Origin of the sequence: Novilysobacter longmucuonensis, from assembly GCF_046600735.1 — a bacterium.
GTDB lineage: Bacteria > Pseudomonadota > Gammaproteobacteria > Xanthomonadales > Xanthomonadaceae > Novilysobacter_A > Novilysobacter_A longmucuonensis.
Window position 1 is genome coordinate 350,432 of the sequence record NZ_JBJMAW010000002.1, and the last position, 19,408, is coordinate 369,839.

Genomic DNA, 19,408 nt, shown 5'->3' on the forward strand with positions numbered 1-19,408 from the left:
CCGAACGCGGCGATGATGTACAGGTCGCGGCTGAGAGCCGCTCCTACAAAAACTCGCATCCCTGTAGGAGCGACGTAAGTCGCGACCCGCCAAACGCGGCGACGATGTACAGGTCGTGGCTGAAGCCGCTCCTACGCGAGGGCGCCCTCCAGCCATTTCACCGCCATCCGCCGCAGCGAGAGGTCGGCATCGGGATCGCTCGCGATTCCGGCGATGTCGCGCCACGCCAGGTCGTGCGACTCCTCGCCGATCACGTAACGCTCGTCCTCGCCGGCACGCACGACATAGCGGACGTCGTAGTGCCAGTGCCCCGGCACCTCGCCGCGCTCGGGAATCCAGTGCCGGTCGAGGTCGAACGGTTCCGACTCGACCCGCAGGCCCGGCAGTCCGGATTCCTCCCCGGCCTCGCGCAAGGCGACCCGCGCCAGGTCGCGATCGCCATCGGCGTGGCCGCCCAGCTGCAGCCAGCGTTCGAGCTTGCGGTGATGAGTCAGCAGCACGCGGGTACCGCTGCGGTCGACCAGCCACGCCGAAGCGGTGAAATGCCCCGCCAGCCGCGCCCTCTCGAACGGGTCCTGCGGGTCGGCCAGCAATGCCTCGAATCCAGTCACAATCGCCGCTTCGGCCGGCCAGCGCTGGCGGTATCGCGCCAGTGCCTGCAGCAGGCGGTGGGCGCTTTCGGTGGTCGGAACGCACATACGCGGGTCTGTCGGCAGGCGCGGCAGGGGGCGCGATTATGCGCGCAAAACCACGCGACGCATGCGGCTTGCCGCTGGTTTCCGCACTGGGTTAAGGTGGCGCGCCGCCTCTCCGCATCATGCCGCGCAAGTGGATCGGCCGCAGACACTCACCGGGGATCGGGATGCTCGATAAATTGTTCGCCGCCACGCGCGGCGTGGCCAGTGGCGCTATCCGCCGTTCACGTGCAGGCCGCGCCGCCCGATGGTTGCTGGCCGCCGCGGCGATGTTCGGCGGGCACGCCCACGCCTCCCCCGGCGGTGGCCTGGACGACGCGATCAACACCGCCTTCAAGCCGCTCGCCGATGCGGTGTCGTGGTTGGTGTTTTATCCGATACCCATCGGCTTTGGCGCGACCCTGCCGTTCGTGGTGCTGTGGCTGATCGTCGCTGCGCTGTTTTGCACCGTCTATTTCGGCTTCATCAACCTGCGCGGCTTCGCCCAGGGCTTCCGCGTGATCCGCGGCGACTACGCCCATGCAGGCCACGCCGGCGAGGTCACCCAGTTCCAGGCGCTGGCCACCGCGCTGTCGGGGACGGTGGGGCTGGGCAACATTGCCGGCGTCGCGATCGCGATCAGCATCGGCGGGCCCGGCGCGACGTTCTGGATGATCGTCGCCGGCCTGCTCGGCATGAGTTCCAAGTTCGCCGAATGCACGCTGGGCGTGAAGTACCGCCGCATCAATGCCGACGGCAGCATATCCGGCGGCCCGATGCACTACCTCAGTCGTGGGATCGCCGAGCAATACCCGCGCCTGAAGCCACTCGGCAAGGGCCTTGCGGTGCTTTTCGCGCTGTTCTGCATCGGCGGCTCGCTCGGCGCCGGCAATATGTTCCAGTCGAACCAGACCTTCCAGCAGATGCTCAACGTATCGGGCGGGGCGGACAGCTGGCTGGCCGGCAAGGGCTGGATGTTCGGGCTGGTGATGGCCGCACTGGTCGCGGTGGTGATCATCGGCGGGCTGCGCTCGATCGCGCGGGTCACCGGCAAGCTGGTGCCGGTGATGGCGGTGATCTATTTCGTCTGCAGCATCTACATCATCGGCGCCAATCTGGGCAGCGTCGGGCCGGCGTTCACCGCGATCATCAGCGGCGCGTTCACCCCGGAAGCCGGCTATGGCGGCTTCATCGGCGTGCTGATCCAGGGCTTCCGCCGCGCGGCGTTCTCCAACGAGGCCGGCGTGGGCTCGGCGGCGATTGCGCATTCCGCGGCGCGCACCCGCGAGCCGGCCTCCGAAGGGCTGGTCGCGCTGTGGGAACCGTTCATCGATACGGTGGTGATCTGCACCCTGACCGCGCTGGTGATCGTCATCACCGGCATGTACCAGGTCGACGGCATCGGCGATGGCGTGGCGCTGACCTCAATGGCGTATGCCTCGGTGCTCACCTGGTTCCCCTATCTGCTCGCGGTGTCGGTGTTCCTGTTCGCGTTCTCGACCATGCTGGCGTGGTCGTATTACGGCGAGAAGTCGGCCTGCTACCTGTTCGGTGAGTCGCGCACGGTCAGCCTGGGTTACAAGCTGCTGTTCTGCGTGTTCGTGGTGATCGGTGCGTCCAGCAACCTCGGCGTGGTGATGAACTTCTCCGATGCGATGATCCTGGTGATGTCGGTGCCCAACCTGATCGGCGTGTACCTGCTGGCCCCGGTGATCCGGCGTGAACTCGGCGACTACCTGCGTCGGCTGAACAGCGGCGAGATCCGCAATTACCGCACCCACCCTGAAGGCAGCACCGCATGAGCAGTACGTCCACGCGGGAGCCATCGCTGCTGCAGGCGCTGGTCCCGCTGCTGTTTTTGAGCGCGGCGCTCGCCGGCGCGGTGTATTTGTACGGCGACAACGCCTCCTACGGCGCCAACCAGATCGCGCTGCTGCTGGCCGGCGGCATCGCCGCGCTGGTCGGGCTGCGCAACGGGATGCGCTGGGCGGACCTGCAGGAGAGCCTGGTGCAGGGCGTGTCGCTGGCGGTCGTGCCGATCTTCATCCTGCTGGCGGTGGGTGCGCTGATCGGCACCTGGATCCTCAGCGGCACCGTGCCGACCTTGATCATCTACGGCATGCAGCTGCTGCACCCCTCGTTCTTCTATCCCGCCGCCTGCCTGATCTGCGCGATCGTGGCCCTGGCCATCGGCAGTTCGTGGACCGTCGCGGGCACCCTGGGCGTGGCGCTGATCGGGGTCGCCCAGGGCTTGGACATGTCGCCGGCGATCACCGCCGGCGCGGTGATTTCCGGGGCCTATTTCGGCGACAAGATGTCGCCGCTGTCGGACACCACCAACATCGCCCCGGCGGCCGCCGGCAGCGAACTGTTCGAGCACATCCGGCACATGATCTGGACCACCGGGCCCAGCATCGTGATCGCGCTGATCGCGTTCACCGTGATCGGGCTGGGCGGCGGCGGACGGATGGACGGCGGCGATGCCTTCGGTGACCTGCCGGTCCTGCTGGATGCGCAGTTCGACCTCGGCCTGCACCTGCTGATCCCGATGCTGGTGGTGTTCGTGCTGGCGATGCGCCGGTTCCCGGCCTATCCGACGATCCTGATCGGGGCACTGCTGGGCGCGGTGTTTGCGGTGGTGTTCCAGCCCGACGTGGTGGTCCGCCTAGCCGGCAACGAGGCCTTGTCTCGGCCGATGGCGCTGCTGTCGGGCGCGTGGACGGCGCTGTTCGACGGGTTCAAGGCCGACACCGGCAACGCCGCGGTGGACGATCTGCTCAGCCGCGGCGGCATGATCAGCATGCTCAACACGATCTGGCTGATCGTCTGCGCGATGGCGTTCGGCGCGATGATGGAAAAGGCCGGACTGCTCGAGCGCATGATCCGCAGCGTGCTCAAGGCCGCCCGCTCGACCGGTTCGCTGATCGCCGCGACGCTGGGCACCGCGGTCGGCGCCAATGCCATCGCCGCCGACCAGTACATGGCCATCGTGCTCACCGGCCGGCTGTACCGGCCCGAATACGAACAGCGCGGCCTGGCGCCGGTCAACCTGTCGCGCGCGCTCGAGGACGGCGGCACCATCACCTCGCCGCTGGTGCCCTGGAACACCTGCGGCGCCTACATGGCCGGCACCCTGGGTGTGGCCACGCTGGACTACCTGCCCTACGCGTTCTTCAACCTGGTAAGCCCGCTGGTGGCACTGGTGCTGGCCTACGCCGGCTTCAAGATCCTCCGGCTGCGGCCGGCCGAACCCGTCACCGCCCCGCGCGCCTGACCGGCGCCATCACTGAAAACACCGAGCCGAAACAGACCTATGGAAAAGACCTCGATCCACGGCATGTGGTCCTCGCGCCTTGCCTTCATCCTCGCCGCCACCGGTTCTGCGGTCGGCCTGGGCAATATCTGGCGCTTCCCATACCTGGCCTCTGACAACGGCGGCGGCGCATTCGTGCTGGTCTACCTGGCATGCATCTTCGTGGTCGGCCTGCCGGTGCTGATCGCCGAAATCCTGCTCGGCCGGCATGGCCGCCGCAGTCCGATCAACACCCTGCTCGACCTGACCCGCGAAACCGGTGCGGCCAAGGCCTGGGCGGGTATCGGCTGGATCGGGATCATTGCCGGCGTGCTGATCCTGAGCTTCTACAGCGTGGTCGGCGGCTGGACCCTGCACTACGCGTGGCTGTACCTGATGCAGTTGTTCGGCGGTGCGCCGATCTCCGATCCGGGCGCCACCTTCAGCGCGCTGCTGGCGGATCCGGTTGAGCTCAGCCTATGGCACGCGGCGTTCATGCTGGTGACCGTCGGCGTGGTGGCACTGGGCGTCGAGAAAGGCCTGGAGCGCGCGGTCAGCTTCCTGATGCCGGCGCTGTTTCTGATGCTGCTGCTGCTGGTCGGCTACGGCGCCACCACCGGCTACCTCGGGCAGGCGGCGGCCTTCCTGTTCCAGCCGGACTGGTCGAAGGTCTCCGGCGGGGTGTTCGTCGCCGCGCTGGGCCAGGCTTTCTTCACCCTCAGCCTGGGCATGTGCACGATGATGACCTACGGCGCCTACCTGCCCAAGAACGTCTCGATCCCCAAGACCGGCGCGGTGGTCGCGGTGGCCGACACCGGCGTCGCGCTGCTGGCGGGCCTGGCGATCTTCCCGATCGTGATCGCCTTTGGCATCGACCCCGCCGGCGGCGGCCCGGGGCTGATCTTCACCTCGCTGCCGCTGGCCTTCAACGCGATGTCGATGGGTGTGGTCTACGGCCTGCTGTTCTTTGGCCTGCTGTTCGTCGCTGCCTGGACGTCCTCGATCTCGCTGCTGGAGCCGGCCACCGCCTACATGGTGGAGCGTGGACGCACCAGCCGCCGCAAGGCCGCACTGACCATGGCCGGTGTGTGCTGGCTGCTCGGCCTGGCCTCGGTGCTGTCGCTCAACCTGCTGTCGCACGTTCGCCTGCTCGACCGCGACATCATGGGATTGATCGAGCTGGTCGCGAACGAACTGATGCTGCCGCTGGGCGGGCTGCTGATCGCGCTGTTCACCGGCTGGGCGCTGAAGGAGTCGATCCTGCGCGAGCAGCTCAAGGGCATGTCGCCGGTGCTGTTCACGCTGTGGCGCTGGCTGGTGCGGGTGATCGCACCGCTGCTGGTGCTGGCGGTGCTGCTGAACGTGCTGCTCTGACCCGGCCGAGGGGACGCAGCGGCCGGCTCCGCGATAAACTGATCGCATGGATGACCGGCCCTACGACCCGCGGCAACTGTCCCACTGCGCTGGCGAAATCATCACCCACGTGCGCGAGCTGGCCGCGCGCGGCTGGACCCCGGCGACCAGCAGCAACTTCTCGCAGCGCCTGGACGAGCGGCATGTCGCGATCACCGTGTCCGGCCGCGACAAGGGCCGGCTGACCGAGGCCGACATCATGGTCGTCGACCTCGACGGCCAGCCGGTCGCCACCGGGCACCGGCCGTCGGCCGAGACCCTGCTGCACACCCAGCTGTACTCGCGTTTCGCCGAGGTCGGCTGCGTGCTGCATACCCATTCGCAGACGCAGACGGTGGCCTCGCGGCTGTACTCGGGCGCCGGGCGCGTGCACCTGGAGGGCTACGAGCTGCTGAAGGCGTTCACCGGCAATACCACCCACGAGACCACCGTCGAGCTGCCGGTACTGCCCAACAGCCAGGACATGCACACCCTCGCTGCCCAGGTCGACGCGCTGCTGGACCGGCAATGCATGTGGGGGTATCTGATCGACGGCCACGGCCTGTACGCCTGGGGCCGCGACATGCACGAGGCACGCCGCCACCTGGAGGCGTTCGAATTCCTGCTCGGTTGTGAACTTGAATTGAGGAGACTGCAGCGATGAGCCGGCTACGCGTATTTTCCGATGCCGCCCCCGACACCATGCAGCTCAGCACCCGCGACCACGCCGAAATGGCGCGCGAGCTGGCCCGCATCGGCGTCGGCTTCGAGCAATGGCAGGCCACCCAAGCGGTCGCGCCGGGCGATGCGCCGGAAAAGATCATGGCCGCCTACCGCGCCGACATCGACCGCCTGGTCGAGCAGCGCGGCTTCAAGAGCGTCGACGTGGTCAGCATCGCGCCGGACCACCCGCAGCGCGGGGACATGCGCGCCAAGTTCCTCGACGAGCACTTCCACAAGGAAGACGAGGTGCGCTTCTTCGTGGCCGGCTCGGGGCTGTTCACCCTGCACGTGGACGACAAGGTCTACGAGATCCTGTGCGAGGCCGGCGACCTGGTGTCCGTGCCCGATGGCACCACGCACTGGTTCGACATGGGCCCGGAGCCGAGCTTCGTCGCGATCCGCTTCTTCACCGAGCCCGACGGCTGGGTCGGCCATTTCACCGGCACCGATATTGCGCAGCAGTTCCCGCGCTACGAGCCGGAATAAGGTTCTCCCGTAGGAGCGGCTTCAGCCGCGATCCGAAACCGGCGCGCAATCGGGCACCCGATCGCGGCTTAAGCCGCTCCTACAAAAAATACAGAGAGGACCGACAGCCACATGCCCAAAGCCATCCTCACCGACATCGAAGGCACCACCAGCAGCATCTGCTTCGTCAAGGACGTGCTGTTTCCGTATGCGCGCCGCGCGCTGCCGGGCTACATCGACGCACGCGGCCGCGAGCCGGCGGTGCGCAAGTGGCTGGATGCGGTGGCGACCGAGTGCGGCGGCATGTGCGACGACGCGATGATCGTCGAGGTGCTGCAGGGCTGGATCGACCAGGACCGCAAGCACACCGCGCTCAAGGCGCTGCAGGGCATGGTCTGGGCCGAGGGGTACCGCAACGCCGACTTCACCGCGCACCTGTACCCCGACGCCGCCGCCGCGCTGCGCGCGTGGCACGGCGCCGGCCTGCCGCTGTACGTCTACTCCTCCGGCAGCGTGCCGGCGCAGCGCCTGTTCTTCGGCCACAGCGACGACGGTGACCTGAGCACGCTGTTTTCCGGCTGGTTCGACACCGAGGTCGGCGGCAAGCGCGAGGCCGCCAGCTACCGGCACATCGCCGAGGCGATCGGTCGAGCGCCGGGGGACGTGCTGTTCCTCTCGGATGTGGTCGCGGAACTGGACGCCGCGCGCGAGGCCGGCATGCAGACCGCGCTGGTCGATCGCCGCGAGGACTACCCGCAACCCCGCTCCGGCAGCGATGCGGGCGGGCATCCGCGGGTGGAGTCCTTCGCCGAACTCGACGTCAACGCCTGATGACCGGAACCACGGTGTTCCGAGCAGCCGAGCGCAGCGATCTGGCCGCGATCGTGCGGATGCTCGCCGACGATCCGCTCGGCGCCCGGCGCGAGCGCTACGAGCTGCCACTGCCCCCGGCCTACCAGGCCGCGTTCGACGCCATCGCCCCGGATCCGAACAACGAGCTGATCGTCGCGGAGTCCGGCGAAGGCGGCGTCATCGGCGTGATGCAGATCACCTTCATTCCCTATCTCACCTATCAGGGCGGCTGGCGCGCGCTGGTCGAAGGCGTGCGCATCGACGCCAGCGCGCGTTCGCTCGGCCTGGGCCGGCGCATGCTGGAGTGGGCGATCCAGCGCGCGCGCGAACGCGGCTGCCATGTCGTGCAGCTCACCACCGACAAGGCCCGACCTGACGCCCTGCGGTTCTATGAAAGCCTCGGGTTCGCCGCTACGCACGAAGGCATGAAACTGCATCTGCAGGATTGAACCGCGGCTCTCAGCCGAGTCAGTGAAGCTCCAATACTCACTGCCGACGATTTTTTTCCTCGTCATTCCTGCGAACGCGGGAACCCAGCGACTTTGCTGCCACCGATCAGTCGGCAGCGCGCCACGCCATGATGCTGTGATGGCCGGCCTTCGGGCGAACGGTCGCAGGCGATGTTAGTGTTGAGAAAGGCGGTAGTTCCTGGGACCACAAGCACACACGCGGGGAGGCGGTGATGGGCGATACCTCAGTGACTGACGGGCTCGACAGTTCCACCATTGCGCAATTTGCGGCATCACTTCGCGGCACGCTCATCGTCCCCGTTGACCCTGGCTATGATGAAGCCCGTGCCGTCTGGAACGGGATGGTCGACCGGCGACCATTGATGATCGTGCGATGCAAGGGTGCAGCCGACGTCCTTTGCTCGATCAACTTCGCACGCGAGCACGGCTTGCCGTGCACAGCGAAAGCCGGCGGGCACGGCGTCGCGGGGAAATCCATCTGCGATGACGGGCTGGTGATAGACCTCTCGCTGATGAGCGGCGTCCGAGTCGATGCGGACGCCAGGACGGTACGGGTCGGGCCCGGCGCCAGGCTCGGCGATCTCGACCATGAAACACAAGCCTTCGGGCTCGCCACCACCGCCGGCACGGACTCCAGGACGGGCGTCGCCGGGCTCACGCTCGGCGGGGGGATCGGCGTGCTTGCCCGCACCCATGGACTGGCGGCCGACAACCTGATTGGTGCGGACGTGGCGTTGGCCGATGGCACCCTCGTGCGCGCCAGCAAAGATGAGAATCCCGATATCTTCTGGGCACTTCGAGGTGGCGGCGGCAATGTCGGCATCGTCACGTCATTCGAGTTCCAGCTCCACCGCGTCGGTCCGCAACTGCAGGTGGTGCAGGTCTTCCATCGGCTCGAGGATGCCGCGCAGGTTCTGAGGTTCTATCGGGACTTCAGCGCGCAGGCGCCGGATGAAGTCGCCTGCTACGCGCTGTTCGCCAACATTCCACCTGCGGCGCCCTTTCCGGAGGAACTGCACGGAAAGACCACCCTGGTCCTGTTCGCCTGCTATTCGGGCGATCCAGCCCAGGGGGCTGCGCTGTTGAAGCCGGTCGAGGATTTCGGCATGCCCATCGTGAAGTCGGCCCAGCCGATCCCGTACACGACGCTGCAGAAAACATTCGATGCGGGCACGCCCGATGGCCTCCGCTACTACTGGAAATCGCAGTTCCTCCACGACCTTCCCGACGGTGCCATCGAAACCATTGTCAGCCGTATACAGACGCTGCCGGGCGCGCTCACCATGGGCGGCTTCGAGCCAATGGGCGGTGCGATCAACCGCGTGAATCCGGCCGCCACCGCTTATCCGCACCGCGATGCCGCATTCAATTTCAGTATCTTTGCCGGCTGGAACGATGGCGCTGACGACGACGCCATCATCGGCTGGACCCGCGAGTTCCACGACGCAATGAGGCCCTACTCCAGCGGAGGCGCGTATTACAACTATCTCGACGCCGACGAAGGCGGCCGGGCCAGCGAAGCGTACGGTGAGAACCACCAGCGCCTGTGTGAAATCAAGGCGAAGTACGATCCGGGCAACCTGTTCCGGTTGACCCGGACATGAAGATTTGCGCCTGAAGCGATCGCGTCATTTGCAGCCACGACGCGGATAACTTCGACTACAGCGGCTTGTGTCGGGCGCGGAGCACGGCGACCGCGTCCTCCAGCGACAGGCCGCGCGCGCGCAGCAGGACCTGCAGGTGGAACAGCAGGTCGGCCGCTTCACCCGCCAGCGCCGCATCATCCTGCGCCACCGCGGCCAGTGCCACCTCCACGCCCTCCTCGCCAACCTTCTGCGCGATGCCGCGCACGCCATCATCGAACAGCCCGGTGGTGTAGCTGCCGGCGGGGCGCTCGCGTTCGCGCTCGGCGATCAACGCGTCCAGTTCGGCGAGGAAGCTGCCCGGCGCCTCGGCAAAGCAGCTCGCGCGTCCCAAATGGCAGGTCGGGCCGTGCGGCCGCGCCTGGACCAGCAGGGTGTCGCGGTCGCAGTCGGTCCGCATCGAAACCAGCTGGAGCACATGGCCGGAGGATTCGCCCTTCATCCACAGCCGCCGCTTGCTGCGACTGAAGAAGGTCACGCGGCCGCTGTCGAGCGTCGCCTGCAGCGCCGCGCGGTCCATGTAACCGAGCATCAGCACCCGCAGCGTCGATGCGTCCTGCACGATCGCCGGCAGCAGGCCGTCCTGTTTTTCCCAGGCCAGGGACTCGATCGAGAAGTCCGCACAGAGAACTGCGGGCTGTTGCGAAGGACTCGCATCACTGGACATCGCGCACCTCGACACCTTGGGCGCGCAACTCGCGCTTGAGCTCCGGGATCTGCACCGTGCCGGCATGGAACACGCTGGCAGCCAGCGCGGCGTCGACGTCGACCTCGGCGAACACGTCCACGAAGTGCTGCGCGCCGCCGGCCCCGCCCGAGGCCACCAGCGGCACCGCGCACACGGCGCGCACCGCACGCAGCTGTTCCAGATCGAAGCCGTCGCGGACGCCATCGCTGCCCATGCAATTGAGCACGATCTCGCCGGCACCACGCTGCTGGGCCTCGACCACCCAGTCCAGCGTGCGCCTGGCCAGCGCCTGGGTGCGCGCCGGATCGCCGGTGTACTGGCGCACGCGCCACTGGCCGTCAGCGTCGCGCAGGCTGTCGATGCCGACCACCACGCATTGCACGCCGAACGCCAGCGCCAGTTCGTCGATCAGCGGCGGCCGCTCCAGCGCCGGCGTGTTGACCGAGATCTTGTCGGCACCGGCCTGCAACACCTCGCGCGCGTCCGAGACGCTGCGGATGCCGCCGGCGACGCAGAACGGGATGTCGATCACCCGCGCCACCCGCTCGACCCAGTCGCGCCCGACACGCCGCCCCTCCGGACTGGCGGTGATGTCGTAGAACACCAGCTCGTCGGCGCCGGCATCGCGGTAGCGCAGCGCGAGCTCGACGATGTCGCCCATGTCGACGTGGTCGCGGAAGCGCACGCCCTTGACCACGCGGCCGGCGCGCACGTCCAGGCACGGCACGATGCGGCGGCTCAACACGACGCCTCCAGCGCATCGGCCAGTTCGAAACGGCGCTCGAGCAGCGCCTTTCCGAGCACCGCCCCGGCGCAGCCACTGCGGCGCGCGGCGATGATGTCGGCGACGTCGCGCACCCCGCCCGACGCCTGCAGTGCAACGACCGGCGCCAGGCGGCTGAGCATGGCGTAGAGCTCGAGGTTGGGGCCGGACAGCATGCCGTCGCGGTCGATGTCGGTGCACAGCAGGTGGCGCAGGCCGACGTCGACGTAGCGCGCGAGGACCGCGGGCAGTTCGACCTCGCCGGTTTCGGTCCAGCCGGCCACCGGCAACAGCCAGCGGCCGTCGGCGGAGCGCCGTGCATCGAGTGCGACTGTGATCGCCTGCGCACCGAAGCGCGACAACCAGCCGATCACACGCTCGGGCTCGCGCACCGCCAGTGAACCGACCACGACGCGATCGGCACCAGCCTGCAGCATTGCGGCGACGTCATCCTCGCTGCGCACGCCGCCACCGGTCTGGATGCGCAGCGGCGTGGCCGACTTGATCTCGCGCAGCAGCGGCGCCAGCGAATACCCGCCGGCGCGTGCGGCGTCGAGGTCGACCAGGTGCAGCCATTCGGCGCCGGCTTTCGCATAACGTTCCGCGACCGCGAGCGGCGTGTCGTCGTAACGCGTCTCCTGTGCGTAGTCGCCCTGGCGCAGGCGCACCACGCGCCCTGCACGCACGTCGATCGCCGGGTAGACGGTAAATGGAGCATTGGGCTTGTTCATGCCGGCACCTCACGCAGGAAATTCTCCAGCAGCCGCGCGCCGGCGACGCCCGAGCGCTCGGGGTGGAACTGCGCGCCGTGGCAATGCCTGCGCCGGACCACCGCCGAGAACAGATCGCCGTGGCTGCACGCTGCGAGCGTGTCGGCGGTGACCGGCGCGGCATAGCTGTGGACGAAATACGCCTGCGCACCGTCGTCGATACCAGTCAGCAGCGGGTCCTCGCGGCGGATCTGCAGACGGTTCCAGCCCATGTGCGGCACCCGCACGCCGCCTCGGGGGTAGAGCCGAGCTTGCTCGGCTGGCGTGGTGGCCGACGAATTCGCGCAGCCGATCAGGCTCGGCTCTACCGGAAGCAGTTTGCGCACGCGGCCGGGGATCAGGCCGAGGCATTCGACATCGCCCTCCTCGGACGAATCGAACAGCAACTGCATGCCCAGGCAGATGCCCAGCAGGGGCTGCTGCAGCTCGCGGATCAGCTTGACCAGTCCCAGCGCGTGCAAGCGGGCCATCGCCGCCGCCGCCGCGCCCACGCCCGGCAGGATCACCCGGTCGGCGCCGGCAATGGTCGCGGCATCACCGCTCAGTTGGGCCTGGATGTCGAGCCGCTCCAGCGCGTACAGCACCGAGCCGATGTTGGCGCCGCCCGAATCGATCAGCACCACCTTCATCGCGGCGCCCCGCTCACAGCGCACCCTTGGTGCTCGGCAGCTCGCTGCCCTCGCGCCTCACGGCCTGCCGCAGCGCGCGCGCGACGACCTTGAAGCAGGCCTCGACCTTGTGGTGGTCGTTATCGCCGGAGACCTTCAGGTTGAGGTTCAGCCCGGCGGCTTCACACAGCGAGCGGAAGAAATGCGGCACCAGCTCGGTCGGCAGTTCGCCGACCCGCTCGCGCGCGAACGTGCCATCGAACACAAAGTATGGGCGTCCGGAAAAATCCAGTGCCGCGCTCGCCAGCGCCTCGTCCATCGGCAAGGTGAAGCCGTAGCGTCCGAGGCCGCGCTTGCCGCCGACCGCCTCGCGCAGCGCCTGCCCGAGCGCCAGCGCGCTGTCCTCGATGGTGTGGTGTTCGTCGATATGCAGGTCGCCCTCGCAGCGCAGCTCCAGCGCGAAGCCGCCGTGCTTGCCGAGCTGCTCCAGCATGTGGTCGAAGAAGCCCAGGCCGGTGGAGACCTGCGGCTCGGCGCCGCGGTCCAGGTCGATGGTGACCGCGATGCGCGTCTCGCGGGTATTGCGCGTGACCCGGGCGGTACGCGGCGCATCGACCAGCGCGTGTGCGATCGCCGGCCAGTCCCAATCGCCGCCGAACTGCGGGGTGCGCAACTGGAATGCGCGGATGCCGAGATTGCGGGCAAAGCCGTTGTCGGTTTCGCGGTCGCCGACCACGGCCGAGCGGCCCCAATCGATGCCGCGATCCTTGAGGTAGGCCAGCGCCAGCCCGATGCCGGGCTTGCGCGTGGCGGCGTTGTCAGCCGGCAGGCTGACGTCGATCAGCACGTCGCGGAAGACGATGCCCTGGCTCTCGAACACCTGCATCATCAGGCGGTGCGGGCCGTCGAAGCTGGCCTGCGGGTAAGCCTCCGAGCCGAGCCCGTCCTGGTTGCTCACCATCACGAACTGCCAGCCGGCATCGCGCAGGCGCAGCAGCGCCGGGATCACGCCCTCGACCAGGCGCAGCTTCTCGTAGCTGTCGATCTGGAAATCGGCCGGCTCCTCGATCAGGGTGCCGTCGCGGTCCACGAACAGGATCGGCTGCAGGGCGGTGCTCATGCAGACACCCCGTCGCTGCCCAGCACCGCGGCGACCGCCCGGTTCTGCTCCGGCGTGCCGACGCTGATGCGCAGCGCATCGCCGAGGCGCTCGCTCGAACGCAGGTCGCGCACCACGATGCCGGCGGCCAGCAAGCGATCGAAGGCGTCCTGCGGCTCTTTGAGTCGCGCCAGCACGAAGTTCGCACGCGAGGGATAGGCGCAACGCACCAGCGGCGACGACGCCAGCATCGCGTGCAGGCGCTCGCGCTCATCGAGCGTGGTCTGAATGTGGGCCGCGGAACCTGCGCGCACCGGTTGCGCCAACGCCGCGACCGCCAGCTCGACGCACGGGCCCGGCAACGGATACGGCGCCTGGCAGCGCTGCAGGACTGCGATCAGTCCGGCATCGGCGATGACCGCGCCGATCCGCGCGGCCGCCAGCGCGTGCGCTTTTGACAGCGTGCGCAGCACCGCGATGTTGCGCTGCATGTCCAGCAGCGAGGTCGCCGAGGGCGCCTGCGCATAGTCGAGATAGGCCTCGTCGACCACGACCACCGCGCGGCCTTCCAGCCGCTGCGCGAGTGCCGCGATCGACTCGATCGGCAACAGCGTGCCGGAAGGGTTGCCCGGCGAGCACAGGAACACCAGCTTGACCGCGTTCGCTTCGGCCGCGTCCGCGACGGCGTCGAAGTCGCATTGGAAGCCCTGCGGCGTGTCATGCAACGGCACATCGACCACGCGGGCACCGTGCAGGCGCGCGCTGATGGCGTACATGCCAAAGGTCGGCGAGGTCACCAGCACCGCATCCTGCCCGGGCCGGCACAGTGCACGCACCAGCAGGTCGATGCCCTCGTCGCTGCCGCGACCGGCGAGCAGTTCCCCCGGACGGCAGCGGTACATATCCGAGAGCAGCGCGCGCAGCGCCTCCGGCTGCGGGTCGGGATAGCGCCGCAGCCGCGCATCGGGATCACTGGGGTTGCACCACGGCGACTCGTTGGCATTGAGCCAGATGCCCCCATCGAGTCGCTCGCTGCGAGCGGAGCGATAGCCGGCGAATTCGCGCAGGTCCTCGCGCACCAGGTCCAGCGGATCGGCGGTGGGTGATTGCATCGCAGCCGCGCTCATGAGCCGATCGCCTCCAGCCGCAGGGCGACCGCACGCCGGTGCGCGTCGAGGCCTTCGGCCGACGCCAGCTCCACCGCGCATGGGCCAATCCCGGCCAGCCCTTGCGGCTGCACCTCCTGCACGGTGATCGCGACCTGGAAACTCCCCACGTTCAGGCCGCCGCAGAAGCGCGCCGCACCACTGGTCGGCAGCACGTGGTTGGTGCCGCTGCAGTAGTCGCCGAGGGCTTCGGGCGCCCAGTCGCCGAGGAATACCGAGCCGGCCGCCTGCACCTGCGGCAGCCATGCCCGCGCGTCGCGCAGGGCCAGGATCAGGTGCTCGGGCGCATAGCGATTGCTGATAGCGAACGCCTGCTCGGTCGATTCGACCCGGACCAGCCTCGAGCAGGCCAGTGCGCGCCGTGCGATATCGGCGCGCGGCAGCTGCGCCAACTGCGCCTCGACCTGCGCCGCGACCGCATCGAGCAGTGCGGCGTCCTCGCTCAGCGCGATCACCTGCGAGTCGGGGCCGTGCTCGGCCTGCGACAGCAGATCGGCCGCGACGAAGACCGGATTGGCGCCGGCATCGGCGATCACCAGCACTTCCGACGGGCCGGCCGGCATGTCGATGCCGGGTCCGCCCTCGGCCATCGCAACCTGGCGCTTGGCCTCGGTGACCCAGCCATTGCCGGGGCCGAACAGCTTGTCGCAGCGGGGCACGCTGCCGGTGCCGAACGCCATTGCCGCTATCGCCTGCGCGCCGCCGAGCTTGAAGACCTGCCGCACGCCGCAGCGCATCGCGGCATACAGCACTGCCGGATCGGCGCTGCCATCGCTGCGCGGTGGGGTGCACAGCACCGCGCCGCGGCAGCCGGCCAGTTGCGCCGGCACCCCGAGCATCAGCGCAGTCGACGGCAGCGGCGCGGACCCGGCCGGCACGTACAGGCCAATCTGCCGGATCGGCCGCAGGATGCGCTCGCAGCGCACGCCCGGCGCGGTGTCCATGGCGTACGGCGCGCTCATGCCGCGCTCATGGAACAGTGCGATGCGCGCGGCGGCGTCGTCGATGGCACGACGCAACGGCGGCGCCAGGGCGGCCGGGGCCGCCGCGAGTTCAGCCTCGGATACGAGTAGCTGGTCGAGCGCGACGCGGTCGAATCGCAATGTCAGGGCCCGCAGTGCTTCATCGCCGTGTTCGCGGACTTCGGCGATCAGCTGAGCGACCGCCGCTGTGACGTCGGCGGAGTTCTGCTGGCTCGGGCGACGCAACAGTGACTCGCGTTGCGCCTCGTCCAGCGCGCTCCAGTCGATGCGGCGCAGGCCACTGCGGTCCGGCGCGACTACGTTGGTCTGGGGCACGCTCATGTCGGCACCCGCGCTCATGCCAGCATGCCCTCCACCGGCAATACCAGCAGCCCGCGGGCACCGGCGCGCTTGAGCTCCTCCAGTCGCTGCCAGGTCACCGCGCCATGGCACAGGGCCTGCAGCGCCAGTCCATCGCTGCCGTCGATGCGGGTGACCGTCGGCGCCTCGGCATCGGGAAGCAACGGCAGCAGGCCGGGCACCGCCTCGCGCGAGGCCTGGAACAGCAGCAGCTTGCTGTTGCGGATGCGCAACGCGCCGTCGAGCCGGCGCAGCAGCAGTTCGGCCAGTTCGGCGCGCGGATCGTCGAAGCTGCCGGTCGGCCCGGCCAGCACCGCTTCGCTTTCAAGCAACGTCAACACCGGCTTGAGCTGGTTGGCCGCCAAGGTGGCGCCGCTGGACACCAGGTCGCAGATCGCATCGGCCTGGCCGAGCCGGGGGGCGATCTCCACCGAGCCGGACAACTGCACCACGTCGGCGGCGAGGCCCTGCGCGGCCAGCCATTCCGACAACAGCGCCGGATAACTGGTCGCGATGCGCTTGCCTTCGAGCTGGCGGGCGTCCTGCCAGGTCCAGGTGTCGGGCACCGCCAGCGCCAGGCGGCAGGCCCCGAACCCGAGCGCACGCCATTCGCGGAAGGCCGGTGCGCGCTGCGCCGCGCGGCGCTCGCGGTCCTGCTCGAGCAGCACGTTGCGGCCGACGACGCCCAGATCGCAGACGCCGTCGGCGATCAAGCCTGGGATGTCGTCGTCGCGGACCAGCAGCAGGTCGACCGGCAGGCTTTCGCCGTAGCAGAACAGCCGGTCGCGGCTTTCGCGCCAGCTCAATCCGCACGAGGCCAGCAGGGCGCGCGCGGCGTCGGCGAGGCGGCCGGATTTCTGGATGGCGATGCGCAGACGGTCGCGCGCCGCCGCGGGGACGGGTGGGCTCATATGGGGTGCCTCAGCGGTGGCGCGAAGGTGGGGACGTGTCGCGCTGCAGCGCGGCGTCATAGCCGCCGGCGCCACGGTCGAGCGTGCGTGCGACCCGCCCGATCGTGGTGACGCTGACCTGGGTGCGCTCGTGGATTTCGCGATACGGCACGCCGGCGGCGACCAGCGGCACCACCCGCCAGCGGTCGGTCATCGCCTCCAGCTCGGCCGGAGTGCACAGGTCGTCCAGGAACGCGCACAGCTGCTCGACGCTGCGCAGCCCGAGCATCGCCGTGGCGAGGCCGGTGATCGCGTCGTGCTCCTGCTCGGCGGGGTTGGGGCGACGTTTCATGCTGTCTTCTTGTATTAATGCGCTGTCACGTTAATTGGTTGCGAGGCATCCGTCAACCCGCTGCCGGTATCCGGTTTGGAACCAAGGCAGTCCATCTGTGTTTGCCGTAGCGATCAGGCGGCGGCACGTCGCGTCATACCGGGCGTGATGCGTGCCGCGGGGTGATCCGTAGAGCCGAGCTTGCTCGGCTGCTCCTCCGCTGCGGTCGGGCAGCGGAGCAAGCTCCGCTCTACCAAGCGCCTGTGGGCGCGGGACGCAATCCGCGACACCAGCGATCGCGGCCATGGGCCGCTCCTACAAAAGCCCCGCCGCGCGCCGCGCGCTCGACCCGGAGTACACTCCGGCGGTCCCCGCCCGGGGATGTCGGCTGCGGTTGGCCAGTTCGTGGGGGACACGCATGGAGCATTTCAGGCGATCGCTGATTCTCGCGCTCGCGTCGTACCTGCTGCTGGCGAGCGGCTGGGCGCAGGCGCAAGGGGTGATGGAGCTGGAAGCCGGCACCTCGCAGGTGTCGCTGTCCACGCACCTGCAGTACTTCCACGATTCCGACGGCGATGCGGACCTCGCCACCGTGGTGCGCCGTGCGCGGCAGCAGCGGTTTCTGCCGCTGCCTTCGGACAATGCCGCCTTCGGCTTCCAGACCGGCGCATTCTGGTTCCATGCCGACCTGGTCAACCGGCGCGCGGACGAGCAGCGCTGGCTTCTCGTGCAGGAGTACGCGCTCAGCGACCGCCTCGACGTCTACCTGCGTTACGCCGACGGGCACGTCGTGCACCAGGCCGGTGGCGACCATCTTGCGTTCGCCGAGCGAAGCATTCGTTACCGGCACCCCAACTTCTGGCTGGAGCTGCCGGTCGGCGAGCCGGTCGACCTGTTCGTACGCGTGCGCAGCCAGAGCTCGATGCAGGTGCCGCTGACGCTGTTCACGCCGACCGCGTTTACCGAAAAATCGCGCGACGCGCAGCTCGGCATCGGGCTGTACTACGGCATCCTGCTGGCGTTGTTCATCTACAACCTGGTGCTGTGGCTGACGCTGCGCGATGCCAGTTATTTCTGGTACCTGTTCCACGTCACCGCGTTCGGGCTGGTGCTGTTCACCCTCAACGGGCTTGGCTTCGAGCACCTGTGGCCGGACTCGGCCTGGCTCGCCGACAAGTCGGTGCCGCTGTCGATCTGCCTGGCGCAGATCGGCATGCAACAGTTCACCCGCACCTTCCTCGGGCTGGGCGAGCGCTGGCGACTGGGCGATCGGGTCGGACTGGGCCTGATCGCGTTCTTCGTGATCTTCGGCATCGCCGCGACCCAGCTGCCCTACTCCATCGCCACCCCGATCGCCTCGCTGGCGGTGTTCGTCAACATCGTCTGGATCGCGGCGGCCACGGTGGTGGCGGTACGCCGCGGCTATCGCCCGGCGCGGATCTTCCTGCTGGCCTGGGCGATGTTCCTGCTCGGCACGGTGCTGTTCGTGGCGCTGGCGTTCGGCCTGCTGCCCAAGACCTTCGTCACCGAATACGGCGTACAGATCGGCTCGGCACTGGAAATGCTGCTGCTGTCGGTGGCGCTGGGCCATCGCTACGCGGCGCTGCGCAGCGCCAACGAGCGCATCGTGCGCGAAGCCAAGCAGCAACTCGAACACAAGGTCCAGCAACGCACCACCGAGCTGCGCAGCGCGCTGGGGCAACTGGAGGACGCGCATACCCGACTGCGTGAAACCAGCCAGCGCGACGGCCTCACCGGGCTGCATAACCGCACCCATTTCCACAACGCGCTCGAGGCGCTGGTGGCCAAGGCGCGCCGGGAACAGCAACCGCTATCGCTGCTGATGATCGATCTGGACTATTTCAAGATGATCAACGACCACTATGGCCACCTGGTCGGCGACGAGTGCCTGCGCTGGGCCGCGCATGCGATCGGCAAGGCCTTGCGGCCGCACGACGCCCTGCTGGCGCGCTTCGGCGGCGAGGAGTTCGTGGCCGCACTGCCCGGGCAGGACCTGCAGCGCGCCACCGGCGTGGCCGAGCAGTTGCGCCAGCAGCTGCGCGAGCGCACCTGCAGCAGCGGTGAGCACTCCATCGCGGTGTCGGCCAGCATCGGCGTGCATATGCTGGACACGCGCAGCCTGGACAGGAACGTCGAGGAGGTCATCGACGAGGCCCTGCAGGCGGCCGACCAGGCACTCTACGTGGCCAAGGCGCACGGGCGCGATTGCGTGAGGGCGGCGCCGCTGCCGGCCTGAGGG

At 68.6% G+C, this 19,408-nt stretch carries 19 protein-coding genes; 9 read left to right on the forward strand and 10 right to left on the reverse strand.

Features of this window, described 5'->3' with window-relative positions; translation table 11 throughout:
* Positions 1 to 131: 131 nt before the first annotated feature.
* Complete coding sequence (locus ACJQWM_RS03655; RefSeq protein WP_332701819.1) at positions 132 to 698, reverse strand: NUDIX hydrolase; 567 nt, start codon at positions 696 to 698, stop codon at positions 132 to 134.
* 164 nt (positions 699 to 862) lie between these two features.
* Between ACJQWM_RS03655 and ACJQWM_RS03660 the strand changes: the two genes are divergently transcribed.
* From ACJQWM_RS03660 to ACJQWM_RS03695, 8 genes are all read left to right on the forward strand, one after another.
* Positions 863 to 2,476, forward strand: coding sequence for an alanine/glycine:cation symporter family protein (locus ACJQWM_RS03660; protein ID WP_332701817.1), 1,614 nt, complete (start codon positions 863 to 865; stop codon positions 2,474 to 2,476).
* On the forward strand, positions 2,473 to 3,948 hold the full coding sequence (nhaC, locus tag ACJQWM_RS03665) for a Na+/H+ antiporter NhaC (protein ID WP_332701815.1): 1,476 nt from the start codon (positions 2,473 to 2,475) through the stop codon (positions 3,946 to 3,948). The genes ACJQWM_RS03660 and nhaC overlap by 4 nt, the downstream gene beginning before the upstream one ends.
* Before the next feature lie 39 nt (positions 3,949 to 3,987).
* Positions 3,988 to 5,340 (forward strand): sodium-dependent transporter, encoded by a 1,353-nt coding sequence (locus ACJQWM_RS03670; protein WP_332701813.1) that lies wholly within the window; start codon positions 3,988 to 3,990, stop codon positions 5,338 to 5,340.
* Between the two features lie 46 nt (positions 5,341 to 5,386).
* Positions 5,387 to 6,022: a methylthioribulose 1-phosphate dehydratase gene (locus tag ACJQWM_RS03675; RefSeq protein WP_332701811.1), complete on the forward strand. Its 636-nt coding sequence runs from the start codon at positions 5,387 to 5,389 to the stop codon at positions 6,020 to 6,022.
* Positions 6,019 to 6,567, forward strand: coding sequence for a 1,2-dihydroxy-3-keto-5-methylthiopentene dioxygenase (locus tag ACJQWM_RS03680; RefSeq protein WP_332701809.1), 549 nt, complete (start codon positions 6,019 to 6,021; stop codon positions 6,565 to 6,567). The genes ACJQWM_RS03675 and ACJQWM_RS03680 overlap by 4 nt, the downstream gene beginning before the upstream one ends.
* Before the next feature lie 111 nt (positions 6,568 to 6,678).
* Entirely contained in the window at positions 6,679 to 7,377 is a 699-nt protein-coding gene (gene mtnC / locus ACJQWM_RS03685; protein WP_332701807.1) for an acireductone synthase, read from the forward strand.
* The gene (locus tag ACJQWM_RS03690; protein WP_332701805.1) at positions 7,377 to 7,847 is read left to right on the forward strand and encodes a GNAT family N-acetyltransferase; all 471 of its coding nucleotides are present in this window, start codon (positions 7,377 to 7,379) and stop codon (positions 7,845 to 7,847) included. The genes mtnC and ACJQWM_RS03690 overlap by 1 nt, the downstream gene beginning before the upstream one ends.
* Positions 7,848 to 8,080: 233 nt before the next feature.
* Complete coding sequence (locus ACJQWM_RS03695) at positions 8,081 to 9,472, forward strand: FAD-binding oxidoreductase (protein WP_332701803.1); 1,392 nt, start codon at positions 8,081 to 8,083, stop codon at positions 9,470 to 9,472.
* A gap of 55 nt (positions 9,473 to 9,527) precedes the next feature.
* Here the strand turns inward: ACJQWM_RS03695 and hisIE are convergent, their stop codons facing one another.
* Genes hisIE through ACJQWM_RS03740 form a run of 9 tightly spaced genes read right to left on the reverse strand, consistent with a single transcriptional unit; the run spans position 9,528 to position 17,169 of the window.
* Positions 9,528 to 10,178 carry a bifunctional phosphoribosyl-AMP cyclohydrolase/phosphoribosyl-ATP diphosphatase HisIE gene (gene hisIE, locus ACJQWM_RS03700; RefSeq protein WP_332701801.1) on the reverse strand — a complete coding sequence of 217 codons (651 nt, stop codon included), beginning with the start codon at positions 10,176 to 10,178 and terminating at the stop codon, positions 9,528 to 9,530.
* Complete coding sequence (gene hisF, locus ACJQWM_RS03705) at positions 10,168 to 10,944, reverse strand: imidazole glycerol phosphate synthase subunit HisF (RefSeq protein ID WP_332701799.1); 777 nt, start codon at positions 10,942 to 10,944, stop codon at positions 10,168 to 10,170. The genes hisIE and hisF overlap by 11 nt, the downstream gene beginning before the upstream one ends.
* Positions 10,938 to 11,693 carry a 1-(5-phosphoribosyl)-5-[(5-phosphoribosylamino)methylideneamino]imidazole-4-carboxamide isomerase gene (gene hisA / locus ACJQWM_RS03710; protein WP_332701797.1) on the reverse strand — a complete coding sequence of 252 codons (756 nt, stop codon included), beginning with the start codon at positions 11,691 to 11,693 and terminating at the stop codon, positions 10,938 to 10,940. The genes hisF and hisA overlap by 7 nt, the downstream gene beginning before the upstream one ends.
* Positions 11,690 to 12,361, reverse strand: coding sequence for an imidazole glycerol phosphate synthase subunit HisH (locus ACJQWM_RS03715; RefSeq protein ID WP_332701795.1), 672 nt, complete (start codon positions 12,359 to 12,361; stop codon positions 11,690 to 11,692). Before ACJQWM_RS03715 ends, hisA begins: the two co-directional genes overlap by 4 nt.
* A 13-nt stretch (positions 12,362 to 12,374) precedes the next feature.
* Complete coding sequence (hisB, locus tag ACJQWM_RS03720; protein WP_332702099.1) at positions 12,375 to 13,448, reverse strand: bifunctional histidinol-phosphatase/imidazoleglycerol-phosphate dehydratase HisB; 1,074 nt, start codon at positions 13,446 to 13,448, stop codon at positions 12,375 to 12,377.
* 8 nt (positions 13,449 to 13,456) lie between these two features.
* Positions 13,457 to 14,551 (reverse strand): histidinol-phosphate transaminase, encoded by a 1,095-nt coding sequence (gene hisC, locus ACJQWM_RS03725; RefSeq protein WP_332701793.1) that lies wholly within the window; start codon positions 14,549 to 14,551, stop codon positions 13,457 to 13,459.
* An 11-nt stretch (positions 14,552 to 14,562) separates the two neighbouring features.
* Complete coding sequence (hisD, locus tag ACJQWM_RS03730) at positions 14,563 to 15,864, reverse strand: histidinol dehydrogenase (protein WP_332702097.1); 1,302 nt, start codon at positions 15,862 to 15,864, stop codon at positions 14,563 to 14,565.
* A gap of 59 nt (positions 15,865 to 15,923) precedes the next feature.
* Complete coding sequence (hisG, locus tag ACJQWM_RS03735; RefSeq protein WP_332701791.1) at positions 15,924 to 16,838, reverse strand: ATP phosphoribosyltransferase; 915 nt, start codon at positions 16,836 to 16,838, stop codon at positions 15,924 to 15,926.
* Positions 16,839 to 16,848: 10 nt separating this feature from the next.
* Positions 16,849 to 17,169 carry a YerC/YecD family TrpR-related protein gene (locus ACJQWM_RS03740; RefSeq protein WP_332701789.1) on the reverse strand — a complete coding sequence of 107 codons (321 nt, stop codon included), beginning with the start codon at positions 17,167 to 17,169 and terminating at the stop codon, positions 16,849 to 16,851.
* A 397-nt stretch (positions 17,170 to 17,566) separates the two neighbouring features.
* Between ACJQWM_RS03740 and ACJQWM_RS03745 the strand changes: the two genes are divergently transcribed.
* The gene (locus tag ACJQWM_RS03745) at positions 17,567 to 19,405 is read left to right on the forward strand and encodes a sensor domain-containing diguanylate cyclase (RefSeq protein ID WP_332701787.1); all 1,839 of its coding nucleotides are present in this window, start codon (positions 17,567 to 17,569) and stop codon (positions 19,403 to 19,405) included.
* The last annotated feature ends 3 nt before the right edge of the window (positions 19,406 to 19,408 follow it).

Excerpts from the sequence above, each read along its gene's own strand:
- ACJQWM_RS03655 (WP_332701819.1), bottom strand. The coding sequence starts at position 698 with ATGTGCGTTCCGACCACCGAAAGCGCCCACCGCCTGCTGCAGGCACTG.
- ACJQWM_RS03660 (WP_332701817.1), top strand. The coding sequence starts at position 863 with ATGCTCGATAAATTGTTCGCCGCCACGCGCGGCGTGGCCAGTGGCGCT.
- nhaC (WP_332701815.1), top strand. The coding sequence starts at position 2,473 with ATGAGCAGTACGTCCACGCGGGAGCCATCGCTGCTGCAGGCGCTGGTC.
- ACJQWM_RS03670 (WP_332701813.1), top strand. The coding sequence starts at position 3,988 with ATGGAAAAGACCTCGATCCACGGCATGTGGTCCTCGCGCCTTGCCTTC.
- ACJQWM_RS03675 (WP_332701811.1), top strand. The coding sequence starts at position 5,387 with ATGGATGACCGGCCCTACGACCCGCGGCAACTGTCCCACTGCGCTGGC.
- ACJQWM_RS03680 (WP_332701809.1), top strand. The coding sequence starts at position 6,019 with ATGAGCCGGCTACGCGTATTTTCCGATGCCGCCCCCGACACCATGCAG.
- mtnC (WP_332701807.1), top strand. The coding sequence starts at position 6,679 with ATGCCCAAAGCCATCCTCACCGACATCGAAGGCACCACCAGCAGCATC.
- ACJQWM_RS03690 (WP_332701805.1), top strand. The coding sequence starts at position 7,377 with ATGACCGGAACCACGGTGTTCCGAGCAGCCGAGCGCAGCGATCTGGCC.
- ACJQWM_RS03695 (WP_332701803.1), top strand. The coding sequence starts at position 8,081 with ATGGGCGATACCTCAGTGACTGACGGGCTCGACAGTTCCACCATTGCG.
- hisIE (WP_332701801.1), bottom strand. The coding sequence starts at position 10,178 with ATGTCCAGTGATGCGAGTCCTTCGCAACAGCCCGCAGTTCTCTGTGCG.
- hisA (WP_332701797.1), bottom strand. The coding sequence starts at position 11,693 with ATGAACAAGCCCAATGCTCCATTTACCGTCTACCCGGCGATCGACGTG.
- ACJQWM_RS03715 (WP_332701795.1), bottom strand. The coding sequence starts at position 12,361 with ATGAAGGTGGTGCTGATCGATTCGGGCGGCGCCAACATCGGCTCGGTG.
- hisC (WP_332701793.1), bottom strand. The coding sequence starts at position 14,551 with ATGCAATCACCCACCGCCGATCCGCTGGACCTGGTGCGCGAGGACCTG.
- hisG (WP_332701791.1), bottom strand. The coding sequence starts at position 16,838 with ATGAGCCCACCCGTCCCCGCGGCGGCGCGCGACCGTCTGCGCATCGCC.
- ACJQWM_RS03740 (WP_332701789.1), bottom strand. The coding sequence starts at position 17,169 with ATGAAACGTCGCCCCAACCCCGCCGAGCAGGAGCACGACGCGATCACC.
- ACJQWM_RS03745 (WP_332701787.1), top strand. The coding sequence starts at position 17,567 with ATGGAGCATTTCAGGCGATCGCTGATTCTCGCGCTCGCGTCGTACCTG.